The organism is Staphylococcus simulans, assembly GCF_047037175.1.
GTDB lineage: Bacteria > Bacillota > Bacilli > Staphylococcales > Staphylococcaceae > Staphylococcus > Staphylococcus simulans_C.
In genome coordinates this window covers 915,227-930,107 of the sequence record NZ_CP178241.1, presented here as the reverse complement: position 1 = coordinate 930,107, position 14,881 = coordinate 915,227, and the positions used below count along the sequence as shown (strand labels likewise).

The following is a 14,881-nucleotide window of genomic DNA, read 5'->3' as shown; positions in this document are numbered from 1 at the left end:
GCGGTCTTAGTCGTATTGTCTATGACCGCTTTTTTATGTCTGAATTAAAAAATCCACTCCGTAATGAAGTGGATGCAACTTATGATTTATTTTCTTTTTCTGTTGTATTAATTTCTGAATGATTGATTTCATCAACACTTTTTTGGCTGAAATGATAAATCTTGACCATTGCTGGTTTGGATAATGCCAGGAATGATAAAAATGTCGCAAGGAATGAAAAGTGTGTTACGTTTAATACGAATAACATCGGCACAAATATTAAGACAAATAGTGCGATGAATAATATGAATGGCAGTATTTTGATTAATATATGTTTAACTGTACCTTTAGTCAGACGTGTTAGAATGAATAAAATGATTCCGATTAAAAATAATGGAATGATGATAGTCGTTAATGTAGCGACATAAGCTTCAGCGTATCGATTCCAATCAAGATGAATAATATAATACATAGAAGAGTCGGTAGGAATATCTAGTCTGAATAAATTATTGCCGTAGTTTTTATATAAATAATATACGATTAGTATGAGCAGTAGGATTGAACTGCAATATTTCATGACAGTTCGTGTCATAGGTTGGGATGATTGACGCAAAACAGATACCTCTTTTCCAGCAATTTCTATTATTATCGTATAATTCTATATTGAATACAATAGAGGTATAGAAATAGATACGACTTTTATACGAGGTTAGGGATGAATACGCGTGGTACAATAGTGGTAAGAGTAATATAAGAAAAACTTTAAAATTATTTTGAAATAAGGTGATAGACATGAAACGCTCAGATAGAAATCAACCTGATTATGACCGCTATAACCGTGATCCGCGTGATCCAAGAGAGGGTCATGATCCACGTTATCGTGATACACGTGAAGAAGAATACCGCAGACGTTCTGAAGAAGATGGCCGTTATTATAACGAACGTGATTATAGACGTGAACGTATGTTAGAAGATGAAAATCGCAAGAACAGCAAGTGGAAAAAAGGATTGGCAGCTATTGTTGTTATTCTATTGATCGTCGTTGCTATCTTTATTGTTAGAAATATGATGCAACCGAAAGACAGCACAGAAACCGCAAATCAAAATGCGCAGACGCAACAAACGCAACCTAACAGTTCACAATCACAAAAACCCGTAACAAATAATTATAAAGAAATCATTCGTGAAAAAGAAACGGTGATTAAAGAAAAAATTGAGAGTGCTAAAAATAACATTCAAAATGGCCAAAACAGTCAAAATGCGATTGAATCAGCACAAAATGAAGTAAATCAATTAAAAGATAAAGCTTCTAATGCAACGGATCAAAATGTTACAGACCAATATCAAAATGCGGTTGATAAACTAAAACAAGCGAATCAAGCACAACAAAATGGTGAAAACCAATCTAAAGTAAATGGCTTGTTAAGTGATATTGATAGTAAACTTCAAACTATTAAAGACAAACTCAGTCAGCTTTTCAACTAAATAACACATGAAGAGAGGGTGCATTGTGCATCCTCTTTTTCAATTCGAAAATTAAGGGTAAGTCATTGAATTTTGTTATGATAGATAGGTAGAGATTATAGGAGGAAGAAAGAGTATGGATTTTTGGTTAAAACAAAGTGCAGCGCAAGTGCCTGAAAATATTGCCTTAGATGATGGAACAACACAACTGACATACGCGAATGTATATGAATCAGCGAAGCAATATGCCTATGTATTGAAAGAATTGAATCAAAAAAGAATCGCTTTTTATATAGATAATCGTGTGGATGCTGCATTAATGATATATGGCGCTTGGTTAGCGGGCATAGAAGCAGTAATGATTAATACACGACTTACATATAAAGAAATTGAAGCACAACTTAAATCTGTACACACAGAAACAATTATTGCCACATTGCCATTAGAATTAGAAGGGTTCACAATTCTGACATGGCGTGAGATAGAACGACGCCGTTCAACACAAACATATGAGACTGAGTTAGATTTGAATCGTATTGCTTCCATTATGTTTACTTCAGGTACAACAGGACCGCAAAAAGCAGTACCGCAAACATTCAAGAATCATTTAGCCAGTGCCAATGGCTGTAGAGAAAGTCTAGGATTTAATCGTACGACGAAATGGTTATCTGTCTTACCGATTTATCACATTTCAGGCTTAAGTGTATTACTTAGAAGTATCATTGAAGGTTTTACGGTTAGATTGATGCGTAAATTTGAAACACAAGCCGTTTTAAAGGCCATACAAACTGAACGTATTACACATATTTCACTTGTGCCGCAAACTTTAGGGTGGATGATGGAAGCTGGATTAACACAGCCTTATCATTTAGAGAAGATATTACTTGGCGGGGCAAAACTATCAAATGATTTAATTGATACTGCTTTAAATGCAGAATTACCGATTTATAATTCATTTGGGATGACAGAGACTTGTTCACAATTTTTAACTGCTTCTCCAACCATGCTAAAACAAAACCAAAACACAGTAGGGAAACCGAGTCCTAATGTCCAAGTTAAAATCATCAATCCGAATCATGAGGGACATGGTGAACTGTTATTAAAAGGTGATAATGTGATGGATGGCTACTTATATCCTGAAAATCTTAAAGATGTATTTGAAGCGGGTTATTTTAAAACAGGGGATATCGCAAGCATTGACATGGATGGTTTTGTGATGATTTATGATCGCAGAAAAGACTTAATTATCAGTGGCGGTGAAAATATTTATCCATATGAAATTGAGACAGTTGCGAAACGCTTTGATGGTATCAAAGATGCGATGTGCTATGCGCAAGAAGATAAGGTTTGGGGTCAAGTCCCAGCGCTTTATTATACAAGTGAACAATCTATTGATCATCAAGCATTGGAAGCCTTTTTAAAACAATCGCTCGCAAAATATAAAGTGCCGAAACACTATCAACAAGTGACATCGTTACCTTATACGTCTACTGGTAAATTAAAACGTGGAAAGCTAGAGGATTAATGATGCGCTTTGAATCCATTCAATTTTATACGTATGATGCACCTTTTAAGCATCAGATAAAAACACCTAAAGTAACATTAGATACGAGAAAAGTATTAGTTATCGGTTTAGTTAATCATCAAGGACAAACCTATTTTGGAGAATGTAATGCTTTTGAAACGAATTGGTATGATACAGAGACCATTGAAAGTGTGTATCTTGATTTAAAACATTGGTTTGATGAAACGTTAAAAGGTATCGATATTGATACTTTCGAAACAGCTATTACATTGTTAAATCAGTTAAATCAAGTACCTGCTGCACGCAGTACTGCGGCTATGGCATTATATCAAGCCTTTCACACATTACCCTCATTTGAAGTGCAATATGGCGCAACCATTAGTGGATTAACCACTGAAAATTTTCAACAACTAGAAACAACCCAACCGAAGCGAGTTAAATTAAAATGGTCTGAACATGTGGTGAATGATTTACGTAAGCTGCACACTTTACCATTTAAACCGAGTATAGCTTTAGATGCGAATGAATCTTTAACTGCAGATGATTTAAATACTTTGGAAAAGGTTCAAAATTCAGCCAATATCCTTTATATTGAAGAACCCTTTAAAGATTTAGAGGTTTTAAATTCAGTATCAAGCGCTATGATTCCACCTGTCGCATTAGATGAGAAAGCAAGAGATGTGATAAGTATCGTAAATATAGCGAAACAATATCCGATTGATACGGTGGTGTTAAAGCCGTTTAGACTAGGCGGCATCGACAAAGTATTAGAGGCCATAGAATGTCTGCATCAGCACCACATGCATGTGGTGATTGGTGGCATGTATGAGTATGGTTTAAGTCGTTATTTTACTGCTTACCTCAGCCAATATGCGGATTATCCTGGAGATGTAACGCCATATGGTTATTATTTCGAACGAGAATTTACGCAGGAAAACGGCATATTAAAAAGGGGACACTTATACTTTGTGCCCCCTGAAATAGATGTAACGCAGTTAAAAACTTATTCGTGATTATGATGACAATGGTGATGTTTGTCGTGTTTTAAAGGTACGGGATCAAAGCCGCCTTTATGAAGCGGGTGGCATTTAGAAATACGTTTGATACCGAGCCATGTGCCTTTTATCGGCCCATGGATTTCAATGGCTTCTTTCGTATAATTTGAACATGTAGGGTAGAAGCGGCAAGTGGGCGGTGTCAACGGTGAAATAAAACGTTGATACACCCATATTAAGCCAAGTAAGAGCTTCTTCAAATGAATCCCTCCAACTGATTAATCTCAATTCGTAATGAATCTATTTTAGCATATATAACAAGGATGTGATAGAACGTGATTATACATGATCAATTTGATAAAGAAATATGGTTAGAATTTATGAATGCAGAAGACAAACCAAATGGGGAACACGTTCTTGGCATCGCATTTTACGATCATCGCTTTCTTTTAACCAGACATAAGCAACGAGGGATAGAATTTCCTGGTGGGAAAATAGAAGCGGGTGAAAGCAGTGAGGATGCTATTGTGCGAGAAGTGTTTGAAGAAACGGGAGGAATCGTCTCTGAAATGACTTATGTTGCACAGTATACAGTCTTTCATCCTGACGGCACAAAATGGTTCACAAAAGATGTCTTTGCAGTACAGGTAGATACTTTGAAACATAAAGCGGATTATTTAGAAACAGCAGGACCTGTTTCATGTCAGGATTTAGAACAGATTTCTGAGGATGACAAGAGTTACTTATTAGAAGATGAAGCAATATTAAAATGTGTGGAAAGAGTGATGGAACTTGGACTTTATCAAAAGAAAGAAGATGCCGATTGATCTAACTACGCATAAAGGTGAAGAAGTCACGTATCTTGTTGATGATTTACGTGTGAAAGGGCTGATGGTGACCCCTATAAAGTCTGTTAAGCGTATTGTCGTGTATTTACGTGGCGGTAAAGGAAAAGTGGGCCGTGTCAGAACAGGTCGTTTATTACAGTTTGCGAATGACTATACGCTGGTTTTCGGTCCTTATTATCGCGGTAACAACGGTAGTGAAGGTAGAGATGAATTTAGTGGTGATGATTTGCATGATGTGACACAAGCGATTCGCATTTTAAAAACTTTATATCCAGATGCATTTGTTCATATTATCGGATTCTCTCGTGGCGGTTTACAAGGTTTGTTAACGTTCCAGGATTTACCTGCAGAGAGTTACATTACTTGGGGCGGTGTTTCGGATTTACATTTAATGTATGAAGAGCGTGTTGATTTAAGAGGCATGTTGCGACGCATGGTGGGGCACCCTAAAAAAGATTTAGCTGCTTATCAAGAAAGAGAAGCCTTACAATATATTGATGACAAGAGTCCGCCGATTTTAATTGTTCATGGTGGAGAGGATATACAAGTTGGCATTCATCAAGCATACTATTTGGAAAATTATTTGAATCAAATAGGCCATCATTATCAAACATATTATCAGCCGAAAGAAGGGCATGTACCTAGACCGACAGCATTAAAAGAAGTTTTACAAGTCATTCATCAATGGATGGATGATGTTGAAGCGGGTAAGATATAAAAAATCCGAGAAAGGAATTTCCTCTCTCGGATTTTTTTGATGCCTATTATTTTTCTTGGAAGCCGCCTTTTTGCGCAATTTCTTCGTTTTCTTCACCGAATTTCTTAAAGTTTTCAATGAAACGTGATTTCAAGTCGTTTGCTTGTTCACGATATGCGTCTTTGTCACTCCAAGCGTTGATTGGTTGTAAGATAGAATTTGGCACGTCTTCAATCGCTGTTGGGATACTTAAACCGAATGCTTCATCTTTTTCAAATTCAGCATTTTTTAAGTTACCTTTAATCGCAGCATCTACCATGCGACGTGTATATTTCAAGCTGATACGACGACCTACGCCGTATTTTCCGCCAGTCCATCCAGTATTTACTAAATAAACATCTACTTCATGTTTATCAATTAATTCACCTAATAGTTTTGCATAGACTTTAGGGTGTAATGGCAAGAACGGTGCACCAAAGCATGTTGAGAATGAAGGTACAGGCTCTGTAATACCGCGTTCAGTACCTGCTAGCTTAGATGTGAAACCACTTAAGAAATGGTAAAGCGCCTGTGCTTTATCTAATTTAGAGATTGGCGGTAATACACCAAATGCATCTGCTGTAAGGAAGATGATTGTATTTGGATGTGCAGCTTTTGATGGTTTAGCAATGTTTTTAATGTAATCAATCGGATAAGCAGCACGTGTATTTTCAGTATGCTCATTATCGTCAAAATCAACTGTACCATCATCTGCAACAACAACGTTTTCTAAAATTGTTCCATAACGGATTGCATTGAAAATTTCTGGTTCTTTTGTTTTTGAAAGGTTGATGGCTTTTGCGTAGCAGCCGCCTTCAATGTTGAAGATACCATTTTGGTTCCAACCATGTTCATCATCACCGATTAACTTACGATCAGGAGCTGCAGATAATGTTGTTTTACCTGTACCTGATAAACCGAAGAATAATGCAACATCGCCTTTTTCGCCAACGTTTGCTGAGCAGTGCATACTCATGATGTCTTGTTGAGGTAATAAATAGTTCATCACTGAGAAAATACCTTTTTTCATTTCACCAGCATATTCAGTTCCACCGATTAAAATAATACGGTGTTTGAATGAAACGATGACGAATGTTTCAGATTTTGTACCATCTACTTCAGGGTTTGCTTTAAAGTGTGGTGCTGAAACAATTGTAAAGTTTGCTTTGATTTTTTGTGCTTCTTCTTTAGAAGAAGGGCGAATGAACATGTTTTTCGCAAATAAATTATGCCATGCCATTTCGTTTACTACTGTTAAACGTAATTGTGTATCTTCGTCGCTGCCTGCATAACCATTGAAGACATATAATTCATCTTTTTGATCTAAATAGTCTAAAACTTTGTCGTAAAGTCTTAAGAATGTGTCTTCTTCAATAGGTTGGTTGATTGAACCCCAGTCAATCGTATCTCTATAAGAAGGTTCATTTACAATAAATTTGTCCCCAGGTGAACGTCCAGTGTATTGTCCTGTAAGTGCATTAATCGCACCGAGTTCTGTAAGTTCACCTTCATTGTTTTCTTGAATCTTATTGTACAATTGTGTGGTTGTGAGTTGGAAAAGTGATGAAGATTTTCCAATCAAATGATCCAACTTTTTACGGTTAGTTTGTGCATCTACTGCCATTTTTAAAAACCCCTCCAGCGCGTAAGTATTAATAGTAAGTGTAAGCCTTTACATTTTCATAGTATAACATAAGATAGCGATTATTCCATAACAGATTTAAGATTTTAAGCACATGGAATTGACAATAATAAAGAGTTTGGGTAGTATTGTGAGTAACGGATTCTCTTATCCTGAGTGGCGGAGGGACATGGACCCAAAGAAGCCCAGCAACCTCTCCTTGGCGGAGAAAGGTGCCAAACCGTTTGCAAATGTCACTAAAGATGTTTGAACGATAAGAGCGAAAGGACGTTTAAGGGCTTTCTCTCTATGTATATAGTTTGAAAGTCCTTTTTTATTTGAGCTCGTAGAAAGAGAATTTTCGTAATCAAAATCAAAAGGAGTCAGTTATGTCGAATAATAGAAAATTGTTTACGTCAGAATCTGTTACAGAAGGGCATCCTGATAAAATAGCGGACCAAATTTCAGACGCTATTCTGGATGAATTATTGAAGAAAGATCCGGATGCAAGAGTAGCTTGCGAAACAGTAGTCACTACGGGTATGGCTATGATTGTCGGAGAAATTTCTACAGCAACTTATGTTGATTTTCCTAAGGTTGTCCGTGACACAGTAGCAGAAATCGGTTATACGAGAGCGAAATATGGTTATGATAGCCAAACAATGGCAGTAATGTCAGCTATTGATGAGCAATCACCAGATATCGCACAAGCAGTAGATACTGCTTTAGAATATAGAAATGAAATTTCTGAAGAAGAAATTGAAAGTACAGGTGCAGGCGACCAAGGTTTAATGTTTGGTTATGCGACAAATGAAACTGAAACTTATATGCCAACACCTATTTATTTCTCACATCAACTTGCGAAACGTTTATCAGATGTCAGAAAAGACGGTACATTAACGTACTTACGTCCAGATGGAAAAGTACAAGTGACTGTTGAATATGATGAAAATGATAAACCTGTGCGTATTGATACAATTGTAATCTCAACACAACATGCTGAGGATGTATCATTAGATCAAATTCAACGTGATATTAGAACACACGTGATTGATCCGATTGTACCTGCTGAACTATTAGATGAAGAAACTAAATTCTTCATTAACCCAACTGGTCGTTTTGTCATTGGCGGACCACAAGGGGATGCTGGTTTGACAGGACGTAAAATTATCGTTGATACGTATGGTGGTCTTGCACGCCACGGCGGCGGCTGCTTCAGCGGTAAAGATCCTACAAAAGTAGACCGTTCAGCTGCTTATGCGGCACGTTATGTAGCTAAGAATATTGTAGCTGCAGGTTTAGCCGATAAATGCGAAGTACAACTCGCATATGCTATCGGTGTTGCAGAACCTGTATCTATTGCAATTGATACTTTCGGAACAGGTCAAGTTTCTGAAAGTCAATTAGTAGATGCAGTTAGAGCTAACTTTGATTTACGCCCTGCAGGTATCATTAAAATGTTAGACTTGAAACGTCCTATTTATAAGCAAACAGCTGCATATGGTCACTTCGGCCGTACAGATGTTGCTTTACCTTGGGAACGTGTAGATAAAGTGGACGCATTAAAAGAGGCTGTTCAAGCATAATCGAACAGTTTTTGAATTTGTGACATTTTATTATCGATACATTTGATATTTTCCTTTATAATTAGCATTAAGATATGTAAAGGAGCGGAATATGTTATGGGACCATTAGAAATTGGTTTGATTGCAGCAATTGTGGTCGCTGTTATCTTTTTTGTCTTATTCTTAGTTGTCTTAAACAGCAAGAAAAAGGCGAAGTTGAAATCAGAGGAACAATATGAGGCAAAAGAAAGAAGTTTAAAAGAAAATTATGAAGACGAGCTTGAAAAAGAACGCGTCGAACATAAAAAAGCGGTCACTAAACAACGCGCTGATTTCGATGAAACAGTGACAGCTAAAGACCGTGAAATCGATGCGCTGAAGCTCTTCTCGAAAAATCATAGCGAATATGTAACAGATATGCGTTTAATCGGTATCAGAGATCGTTTAGTGAAAGAGAAACGTATTCGACCAGAAGATATGCACATTATGGCGAATATATTCTTACCTAAAAATGATTTCAATGAGATTGATCGTATTAGTCACTTAGTTTTAACACGTACAGGTTTATACATCATTGATTCTCAATTACTAAAAGGACATGTTTATAATGGTATCAGTCAAGAACAATTCGGCAGTTTACCAACAATTGAACAAGTCTTTGATGTGTTAGATTTGGATAAACGTCATCCACAAACATTAGTGTTAGATGAAAATGATGATAAACAATCAGCTTCATTTGTGAATTACTCAAATCAATTGAAACAAGTTGAACATTTAGCTGATACATTAAAACGTGAATTGAATTTGAAATATACACCAATGGCATTACTCTACTTCAATCCTAAAAATGAAGGTGCCGTGACAATTTCAAATTACGCACAAACGACAAATACGAAAGTATTAGTCGGTCCAGAACAATTAGATGAATACTTTAATAAATTTGTTTTCCATGGACGTATTCAATATAATGTTGAAGATTTACAACGTGTGATGGATGAAATTGAATCATTTAATTAAAACACAAGCACTATCGACTGTATAAAGCAGTGGGTAGTGCTTTTTTAGTGCAAAATGTTTTACAGTGTCCTTTATCATGCAATAGCATAAAGATAACGTAACGAGGCAAGGAGAGAGAAGAATGAACACTTTCAAGTTATATAATGGACAAGCTATGCCACAAATTGGACTGGGAACGTATAGAGTAGAAAATAATGATGCATTAGCACAATCTGTATCCTTTGCGATTGAACAAGGTTACCGCAGTGTTGATACAGCTGCACGGTATGGCAATGAAGAGAAAGTCGGAGAAGGTATTAAATTAGGTATACAAGCTGCAGGAATACAACGTTCAGACTTATTCGTTACTTCAAAATTATGGCTAGAAGATTATGGCAGAATCAATGTCGCGGATGCGTATCAACGTACTTTAGATAAATTAGGGTTATCGTATTTAGATTTGTATTTAATGCATTGGCCAGGTGCAAGTGAAGAAGAGATGATTGAGACTTGGAAGGGAATGGAAGATTTACTGAAACAAAATAAAGTGAAAAATATCGGTGTCAGCAACTTCCAACCGCATCATTTAGAAAGCTTATTATCACATGCTTCGATTAAACCTGTGATTAATCAAATCGAATGTCATCCGTATTTAACACAAGATGATTTAAGATTGTATTTACAAGCGCAACGTATTCAAGCAGAAGCATGGTCACCATTTATGAACGGCGAAGTATTAAAGGATGCGACCATTCAAGCTATTGCGCGTGAAGTAGGAAAATCTGCAGCACAAGTGATTCTAAGATGGCATATTCAACATGATATCGTTGTAATTCCTAAATCAGTCACACCTTCGCGCATTCAAGAAAATCTAAATGTGTTTGATTTCGAACTCACAACTGAACAAATGCGACGCATCGATCAATTAAATCAAAATCAAAGCATTGATCAAGAAGTGCCTGCATATAAATCCTTTTAAATAAGAAGAAGCGTCACCCTTTACAGTTGAGTGTAAAAGGTAACGCTTCTTTTGTTGTTCATGCGATAACATAACCGATGAAACATGCAATAAAGCATAAGCCATATTGTAAAAAGCTATAGCCAATAAACAGCATACGCTGTGATTTTGTCGTTAACATATTCGTTAATTCCAGTGATAGGGTAGAGAATGTAGTAAGTCCTCCTAAGAACCCTACAATGATTAACGGAGAAAACCAAGCGTTTGCTATGGCAATTCCTGAAAGCAAACTGATTAAAAAGCTGCCGACTAAGTTGACAATTAAAGTGGCTACTGGCAGTTTTGTGGATAGCTTTGAACAACTGTTTGTGACAGCTGCACGTACTACAGCTCCTAAGCCGCCACCCAGCATTACTAATAAAATATTACTCATGGCTGAGGGCACCTCCTGCTTTACTACCGATATAACATACTGCTAAACCAAGAAGATAACTTGAAAGAGCATAAACAATTAATAATGTATAGTGTTGTTGATTGAACATTTTAATGAGTTCGAATTGAAAGGTAGAAAATGTAGTTAATGCACCTAAAAATCCAGTTGTAATACCTTTTTTGAGTAAAGGATTGGACTTAAATGCTTGAATCGCTAACGCGGAAAAGAAGCCCATCAAAAAGGCACCTGCTAAATTCGCGATAAACGTTCCAATCGGAAATCCTGTGCCATGATTTAATTGTGAAAAAATAAAGCGCAACAAGGCACCTAAAGCGCCTCCTGCAAAGACATATAAATACTGCAAAATATCGCCTCGTTACATGTGTAATCAAACATATCTTTGTTCGTCAGTTAAAACTTAATCATACCGAATGAGAATAAAGCGGTAATAATATGGATTACAATCACAATAAGTAAAATGATTGGTAAAAGCCTACTTGCTTTACGAATCCAATCTGTACGTTCCTTTGCATGTTTAATGGATTTATCCGCTAAAATAATCGCAATAATTAAGATGATTGCATTAACGACACTGCTTGTGATGATCTTTTTAGCAATTGAATGAAATTGCTCGTTTAACAGTGGGTTATACATGTTGAAGTTAAAACTGATGATAATAAGTATAAGTGTTAGGTAAAAATAAAGTTTTGACCGTGACATGATGACCTCCGTTTCTGTACATTCTTTAATATTATCATATATTTTCTCACTGCTACCAATACTTTTCGAAACGTTTAACAATATTTTTGTGATGAGTTAATCAATCGCGATTTGCATTAGGGAGTGTTATAATCAAGTTACTTTAGAAAGCATTGAAAGTTAACAGTAATAAGGAGGCACTTAATTTATGGTAAAAGCAAATTTAAACGTAGAAGTATTTGCGGATGGTGCAGATATTGAAGAAATGAAAAAAGCTTACAAAAACAATGAGGTTGATGGTTTCACTACAAACCCAAGTTTAATGGCAAAAGCAGGTGTAACAGATTATAAAGCCTTTGCTGAAGAAGCAGTGAAAGAAATTCCAGACGCTTCAATCTCATTTGAAGTCTTCGCGGATGATTTAGAAACAATGGAAAAAGAAGCGGGCATTTTAAAACAATATGGTAAAAATGTGTTCGTAAAAATTCCGATTGTGAATATTAAAGGCGAGTCTACAATTCCTTTAATTAAAAAATTATCAGCTGACGGCGTACAATTAAACGTGACTGCTGTATATACTTTAGATCAAGTTAAAGAAATTACAGATGCAGTGACAGAAGGTGTTCCAACATATGTTTCTGTCTTTGCAGGACGTATCGCTGACACAGGTGTAGATCCACTTCCATTAATGAAAGAATCAGTAGAAGTGACACATGCTAAAAAAGGCGTTAAATTATTATGGGCAAGCTGCCGTGAATTATTTAATGTCATCCAAGCAGACGAAATCGGTGCAGATATTATTACATGCCCAGCAGGCGTTATCAGCAAAATCCCTAATATCGGCAGAGATATCAATGAATTATCAGTAGATACTGTTGAAGGATTTGCGAAAGACATTCAAAAATCAGGACTTTCAATTCTATAAAAAAATAAAATCATAGTATCATGACTCATGATTCTAGTATAAAATAAAGGCAGAAATAATCTTTACAAAGGTATTCATCCTTCGCGTAAAGTTATTTCTGCCTCTTTTTAAAATTAATTATTTTGGCAGGTGTATAGGTTTCGTGAAAAAAGAGCAATTTGAAACAAAAGTAAAAAAGCAACTTTGGTTCCTGAATAAGAAAGAAAAAGGTCAGTTGAACCAAGTATTAAAAGAACTAGAAAACAGTCAGGACAATACTTTAACGTATAAACAACCGATAAAGTTTTCTAATCAATTTTTAAGAACGCATATTTTTCAACAGCGTCATCAAGGAACGGCTTCACTCTTCTTAATTATTGTAGGTATGCTACTCATCAATGCATTATTACTAGGTGTATTCCTATTTGGATTGTTAACTAGTTTAAGTGTCGTTCAATATTTCGTGAATCCGCAAGTGGATTTATCATTCGTACAATTAGCATTTATTCTGATAGGTGGTATTTTAGCGCTTGTTGTCGCAAGTATATTAATGAAAATCGTAACCGCATTCTTTACGAAAAAGTTGTTAGAACATCGCTTCAATCAGCGTCATGAAAAGTCATAAAATGTAAGAAGATACATTCCAACCATTTACGATGCACAAAAGCGTAATGAGCATTAACAACTAAATGCACGCCATTTTTAAAAATCAGCCTTGTCGCATAACGTTCTTGTTTAAGTCCAATGATTTCCAATCCGTTTATAAAGTGTTGGATAGGGGCACGTTTATTTCGGATAGGGAATAAGATGGTTTGCTGATTCACAATTAAAGGTAGTTGTTTACGAATATTAAGCATTTGTTTAAGTTCATAAGAAGCATATTTCGTTGGAGCAGATTCACGTCTAAGCAATGTATTCATGTAAGATTTCAGCGGCACTTTCGTTAAGCCGTGAAACATGTTGTAAACACATTCAATTTGGAAAGTATGATGTGGATAAGAAGTGAAATATAGAATTCTAGGACGTTCACTGATCGCCATTATGATACGTCTCCTTTCAGAAAGTGTTTTAATGGTGCAAGTTTATGTCGCACTTGCATCTGATACTTTCTAATCGTCGTTGCGGACTTCTGCATTAAAGCTTGAATTTCAAACTGCTTATAACCGCATAGTTTTAAATTCAGCCACATACGTTCATAATCATTAAGCAGCAAATAATACTCAGAAGCAATCATCTGTGTGAGATAATTATAATTATCATATGGATGGACAGCTTCAACCTCTGAAATGAAAGTTTGATGACTATCTTCTAGGATGGTTCCTTTCTTTCTAAATAAATCAATGAGATAGTAGTTCAGCCTTTGAAATAAGTAACCGCTCATGCTATTATGAATGGACGTATCAAATTGTTGTAATAATGCCCACATTTTAATGGATAATAGTTGGGCATATTCATCAATATCATACTTAATATTATACTTTTTCAACAAAGCATAAATAATACCTTGGTGTCTTGTGATTAATGTCTCTATATTCATCACTGCACCCATTCAACCTTTGTACATAACATATTATTTCTGGTTGGTTTTTAGTTTAGCGAAACAGATATATTCTTTCATTTGCTAAATGTACAAAATAGGTGTTAAATAGAAGGGTAGAATTAAATAAATTAACAAAATAAATTGTAGTTTTCGACATAATAAGCATGATTTAACATAATTCACAAATAGACGGGAGGATTTTATGGATTACGCTCACTTAAATTTGGAACACTTTTTCGCACGCCATGATGAATTGGATATGATTAAAGATAGTTCAGATTTTGTAATGATTAATAATATGACAAATGAAATGATGTATCGTGATGGCAAAATTGAAGGTACCATCGATTTGAACCGTTACTACTATAAGAATAGATCAGAAGCAGCTAGTTTTATAATTATGGAGTACAAACGTCCAGAGTAATTGTAAATAAAGGCTCGTATTCGCCTGTTTATTGCAGCAATGTCTGTAAATAAATAGGCTGTTTTTTATTTTAGGAATGTGATTTTGCACGAATGATGTACGGAAGTGTTAGAAATATTATTGAAAGACTACAGCAATATTACATTCTGACTAAAAGCACGTACGATAGAAAAAGATATGATAGAATGGTGGTT

19 protein-coding genes and 1 riboswitch are annotated in these 14,881 nt (G+C 35.7%); of the genes, 11 read left to right on the top strand and 8 right to left on the bottom strand.

The genetic code is table 11. The features are described from left to right. Positions 1 to 79 precede the first annotated feature (79 nt). Entirely contained in the window at positions 80 to 592 is a 513-nt protein-coding gene (locus ACFCT9_RS04405) for a hypothetical protein (protein ID WP_412521217.1), read from the bottom strand. A gap of 179 nt (positions 593 to 771) precedes the next feature. On the opposite strand from ACFCT9_RS04405, the gene ACFCT9_RS04400 reads away from it, so the two are divergent. From ACFCT9_RS04400 to menC, 3 genes are all read left to right on the top strand, one after another. After that, entirely contained in the window at positions 772 to 1,464 is a 693-nt protein-coding gene (locus ACFCT9_RS04400) for a hypothetical protein (protein ID WP_412521216.1), read from the top strand. Positions 1,465 to 1,579: 115 nt separating this feature from the next. Beyond that, positions 1,580 to 2,968 carry an o-succinylbenzoate--CoA ligase gene (gene menE, locus ACFCT9_RS04395; RefSeq protein ID WP_412521214.1) on the top strand — a complete coding sequence of 463 codons (1,389 nt, stop codon included), beginning with the start codon at positions 1,580 to 1,582 and terminating at the stop codon, positions 2,966 to 2,968. A gap of 2 nt (positions 2,969 to 2,970) precedes the next feature. Then, positions 2,971 to 3,981, top strand: coding sequence for an o-succinylbenzoate synthase (menC, locus tag ACFCT9_RS04390; RefSeq protein WP_412521213.1), 1,011 nt, complete (start codon positions 2,971 to 2,973; stop codon positions 3,979 to 3,981). Here menC and yidD read toward each other — a convergent pair. Next, the gene (yidD, locus tag ACFCT9_RS04385; protein WP_412521211.1) at positions 3,972 to 4,223 is read right to left on the bottom strand and encodes a membrane protein insertion efficiency factor YidD; all 252 of its coding nucleotides are present in this window, start codon (positions 4,221 to 4,223) and stop codon (positions 3,972 to 3,974) included. The genes menC and yidD overlap by 10 nt on opposite strands. Positions 4,224 to 4,298: 75 nt before the next feature. Between yidD and ytkD the strand changes: the two genes are divergently transcribed. Next, positions 4,299 to 4,790, top strand: a complete 492-nt coding sequence (gene ytkD, locus ACFCT9_RS04380; protein WP_412521209.1) for an RNA deprotection pyrophosphohydrolase — start codon at positions 4,299 to 4,301, stop codon at positions 4,788 to 4,790. Beyond that, on the top strand, positions 4,756 to 5,529 hold the full coding sequence (locus tag ACFCT9_RS04375; protein ID WP_412521207.1) for an alpha/beta hydrolase family protein: 774 nt from the start codon (positions 4,756 to 4,758) through the stop codon (positions 5,527 to 5,529). Before ytkD ends, ACFCT9_RS04375 begins: the two co-directional genes overlap by 35 nt. Before the next feature lie 46 nt (positions 5,530 to 5,575). On the opposite strand, the gene pckA is transcribed toward ACFCT9_RS04375, so the two are convergent. Then, positions 5,576 to 7,171, bottom strand: a complete 1,596-nt coding sequence (gene pckA, locus ACFCT9_RS04370; RefSeq protein ID WP_412521206.1) for a phosphoenolpyruvate carboxykinase (ATP) — start codon at positions 7,169 to 7,171, stop codon at positions 5,576 to 5,578. A 162-nt stretch (positions 7,172 to 7,333) separates the two neighbouring features. Then, positions 7,334 to 7,449, top strand: a riboswitch (SAM riboswitch). Positions 7,450 to 7,557: 108 nt separating this feature from the next. Here pckA and metK point away from each other — a divergent pair. The 3 genes from metK (at position 7,558) to ACFCT9_RS04355 (ending at position 10,708) form a co-directional block, all read left to right on the top strand. Continuing rightward, positions 7,558 to 8,754 (top strand): methionine adenosyltransferase, encoded by a 1,197-nt coding sequence (metK, locus tag ACFCT9_RS04365; RefSeq protein ID WP_412521205.1) that lies wholly within the window; start codon positions 7,558 to 7,560, stop codon positions 8,752 to 8,754. Between the two features lie 96 nt (positions 8,755 to 8,850). After that, positions 8,851 to 9,750: a hypothetical protein gene (locus ACFCT9_RS04360; protein ID WP_412521203.1), complete on the top strand. Its 900-nt coding sequence runs from the start codon at positions 8,851 to 8,853 to the stop codon at positions 9,748 to 9,750. Positions 9,751 to 9,871: 121 nt separating this feature from the next. Then, the gene (locus ACFCT9_RS04355; protein ID WP_412521201.1) at positions 9,872 to 10,708 is read left to right on the top strand and encodes an aldo/keto reductase; all 837 of its coding nucleotides are present in this window, start codon (positions 9,872 to 9,874) and stop codon (positions 10,706 to 10,708) included. A gap of 58 nt (positions 10,709 to 10,766) precedes the next feature. Here ACFCT9_RS04355 and ACFCT9_RS04350 read toward each other — a convergent pair whose 3' ends face one another. From ACFCT9_RS04350 to ACFCT9_RS04340, 3 genes are read right to left on the bottom strand one after another with little or no spacing between them, the layout of a single operon-like run. Continuing rightward, positions 10,767 to 11,120 carry a fluoride efflux transporter FluC gene (locus ACFCT9_RS04350; protein ID WP_412521199.1) on the bottom strand — a complete coding sequence of 118 codons (354 nt, stop codon included), beginning with the start codon at positions 11,118 to 11,120 and terminating at the stop codon, positions 10,767 to 10,769. Beyond that, positions 11,113 to 11,484 (bottom strand): fluoride efflux transporter CrcB, encoded by a 372-nt coding sequence (gene crcB / locus ACFCT9_RS04345; RefSeq protein ID WP_412521197.1) that lies wholly within the window; start codon positions 11,482 to 11,484, stop codon positions 11,113 to 11,115. The genes ACFCT9_RS04350 and crcB overlap by 8 nt, the downstream gene beginning before the upstream one ends. A 47-nt stretch (positions 11,485 to 11,531) precedes the next feature. Beyond that, positions 11,532 to 11,840: a hypothetical protein gene (locus ACFCT9_RS04340; protein WP_412521196.1), complete on the bottom strand. Its 309-nt coding sequence runs from the start codon at positions 11,838 to 11,840 to the stop codon at positions 11,532 to 11,534. A gap of 187 nt (positions 11,841 to 12,027) precedes the next feature. Here ACFCT9_RS04340 and ACFCT9_RS04335 point away from each other — a divergent pair, with 187 nt between their 5' ends. Together ACFCT9_RS04335 and ACFCT9_RS04330 are read left to right on the top strand one after the other, a co-directional pair. Beyond that, complete coding sequence (locus ACFCT9_RS04335) at positions 12,028 to 12,744, top strand: transaldolase (RefSeq protein WP_412521195.1); 717 nt, start codon at positions 12,028 to 12,030, stop codon at positions 12,742 to 12,744. 142 nt (positions 12,745 to 12,886) lie between these two features. Further along, complete coding sequence (locus ACFCT9_RS04330; protein WP_412521193.1) at positions 12,887 to 13,348, top strand: hypothetical protein; 462 nt, start codon at positions 12,887 to 12,889, stop codon at positions 13,346 to 13,348. Here ACFCT9_RS04330 and ACFCT9_RS04325 read toward each other — a convergent pair. Both ACFCT9_RS04325 and ACFCT9_RS04320 read right to left on the bottom strand, forming a co-directional pair. Further along, entirely contained in the window at positions 13,323 to 13,763 is a 441-nt protein-coding gene (locus ACFCT9_RS04325; RefSeq protein ID WP_412521192.1) for a hypothetical protein, read from the bottom strand. The genes ACFCT9_RS04330 and ACFCT9_RS04325 overlap by 26 nt on opposite strands. Then, positions 13,763 to 14,260 carry a sigma-70 family RNA polymerase sigma factor gene (locus ACFCT9_RS04320; protein ID WP_412521190.1) on the bottom strand — a complete coding sequence of 166 codons (498 nt, stop codon included), beginning with the start codon at positions 14,258 to 14,260 and terminating at the stop codon, positions 13,763 to 13,765. The genes ACFCT9_RS04325 and ACFCT9_RS04320 overlap by 1 nt, the downstream gene beginning before the upstream one ends. Positions 14,261 to 14,465: 205 nt before the next feature. Between ACFCT9_RS04320 and ACFCT9_RS04315 the strand changes: the two genes are divergently transcribed. Then, entirely contained in the window at positions 14,466 to 14,687 is a 222-nt protein-coding gene (locus ACFCT9_RS04315; protein ID WP_023016000.1) for a hypothetical protein, read from the top strand. Positions 14,688 to 14,881: the final 194 nt, after the last annotated feature.

What these genes read in the sequence shown, in the direction of transcription:
- ACFCT9_RS04315 (WP_023016000.1), top strand. Translation starts at nt 14,466, where the DNA reads ATGGATTACGCTCACTTAAATTTGGAACACTTTTTCGCACGCCATGAT.
- ACFCT9_RS04320 (WP_412521190.1), bottom strand. Translation starts at nt 14,260, where the DNA reads ATGAATATAGAGACATTAATCACAAGACACCAAGGTATTATTTATGCT.
- ACFCT9_RS04350 (WP_412521199.1), bottom strand. Translation starts at nt 11,120, where the DNA reads ATGAGTAATATTTTATTAGTAATGCTGGGTGGCGGCTTAGGAGCTGTA.
- ACFCT9_RS04325 (WP_412521192.1), bottom strand. Translation starts at nt 13,763, where the DNA reads ATGGCGATCAGTGAACGTCCTAGAATTCTATATTTCACTTCTTATCCA.
- ACFCT9_RS04400 (WP_412521216.1), top strand. Translation starts at nt 772, where the DNA reads ATGAAACGCTCAGATAGAAATCAACCTGATTATGACCGCTATAACCGT.
- ACFCT9_RS04340 (WP_412521196.1), bottom strand. Translation starts at nt 11,840, where the DNA reads ATGTCACGGTCAAAACTTTATTTTTACCTAACACTTATACTTATTATC.
- menE (WP_412521214.1), top strand. Translation starts at nt 1,580, where the DNA reads ATGGATTTTTGGTTAAAACAAAGTGCAGCGCAAGTGCCTGAAAATATT.
- ACFCT9_RS04355 (WP_412521201.1), top strand. Translation starts at nt 9,872, where the DNA reads ATGAACACTTTCAAGTTATATAATGGACAAGCTATGCCACAAATTGGA.
- ACFCT9_RS04335 (WP_412521195.1), top strand. Translation starts at nt 12,028, where the DNA reads ATGGTAAAAGCAAATTTAAACGTAGAAGTATTTGCGGATGGTGCAGAT.
- ACFCT9_RS04360 (WP_412521203.1), top strand. Translation starts at nt 8,851, where the DNA reads ATGGGACCATTAGAAATTGGTTTGATTGCAGCAATTGTGGTCGCTGTT.
- menC (WP_412521213.1), top strand. Translation starts at nt 2,971, where the DNA reads ATGCGCTTTGAATCCATTCAATTTTATACGTATGATGCACCTTTTAAG.
- metK (WP_412521205.1), top strand. Translation starts at nt 7,558, where the DNA reads ATGTCGAATAATAGAAAATTGTTTACGTCAGAATCTGTTACAGAAGGG.
- pckA (WP_412521206.1), bottom strand. Translation starts at nt 7,171, where the DNA reads ATGGCAGTAGATGCACAAACTAACCGTAAAAAGTTGGATCATTTGATT.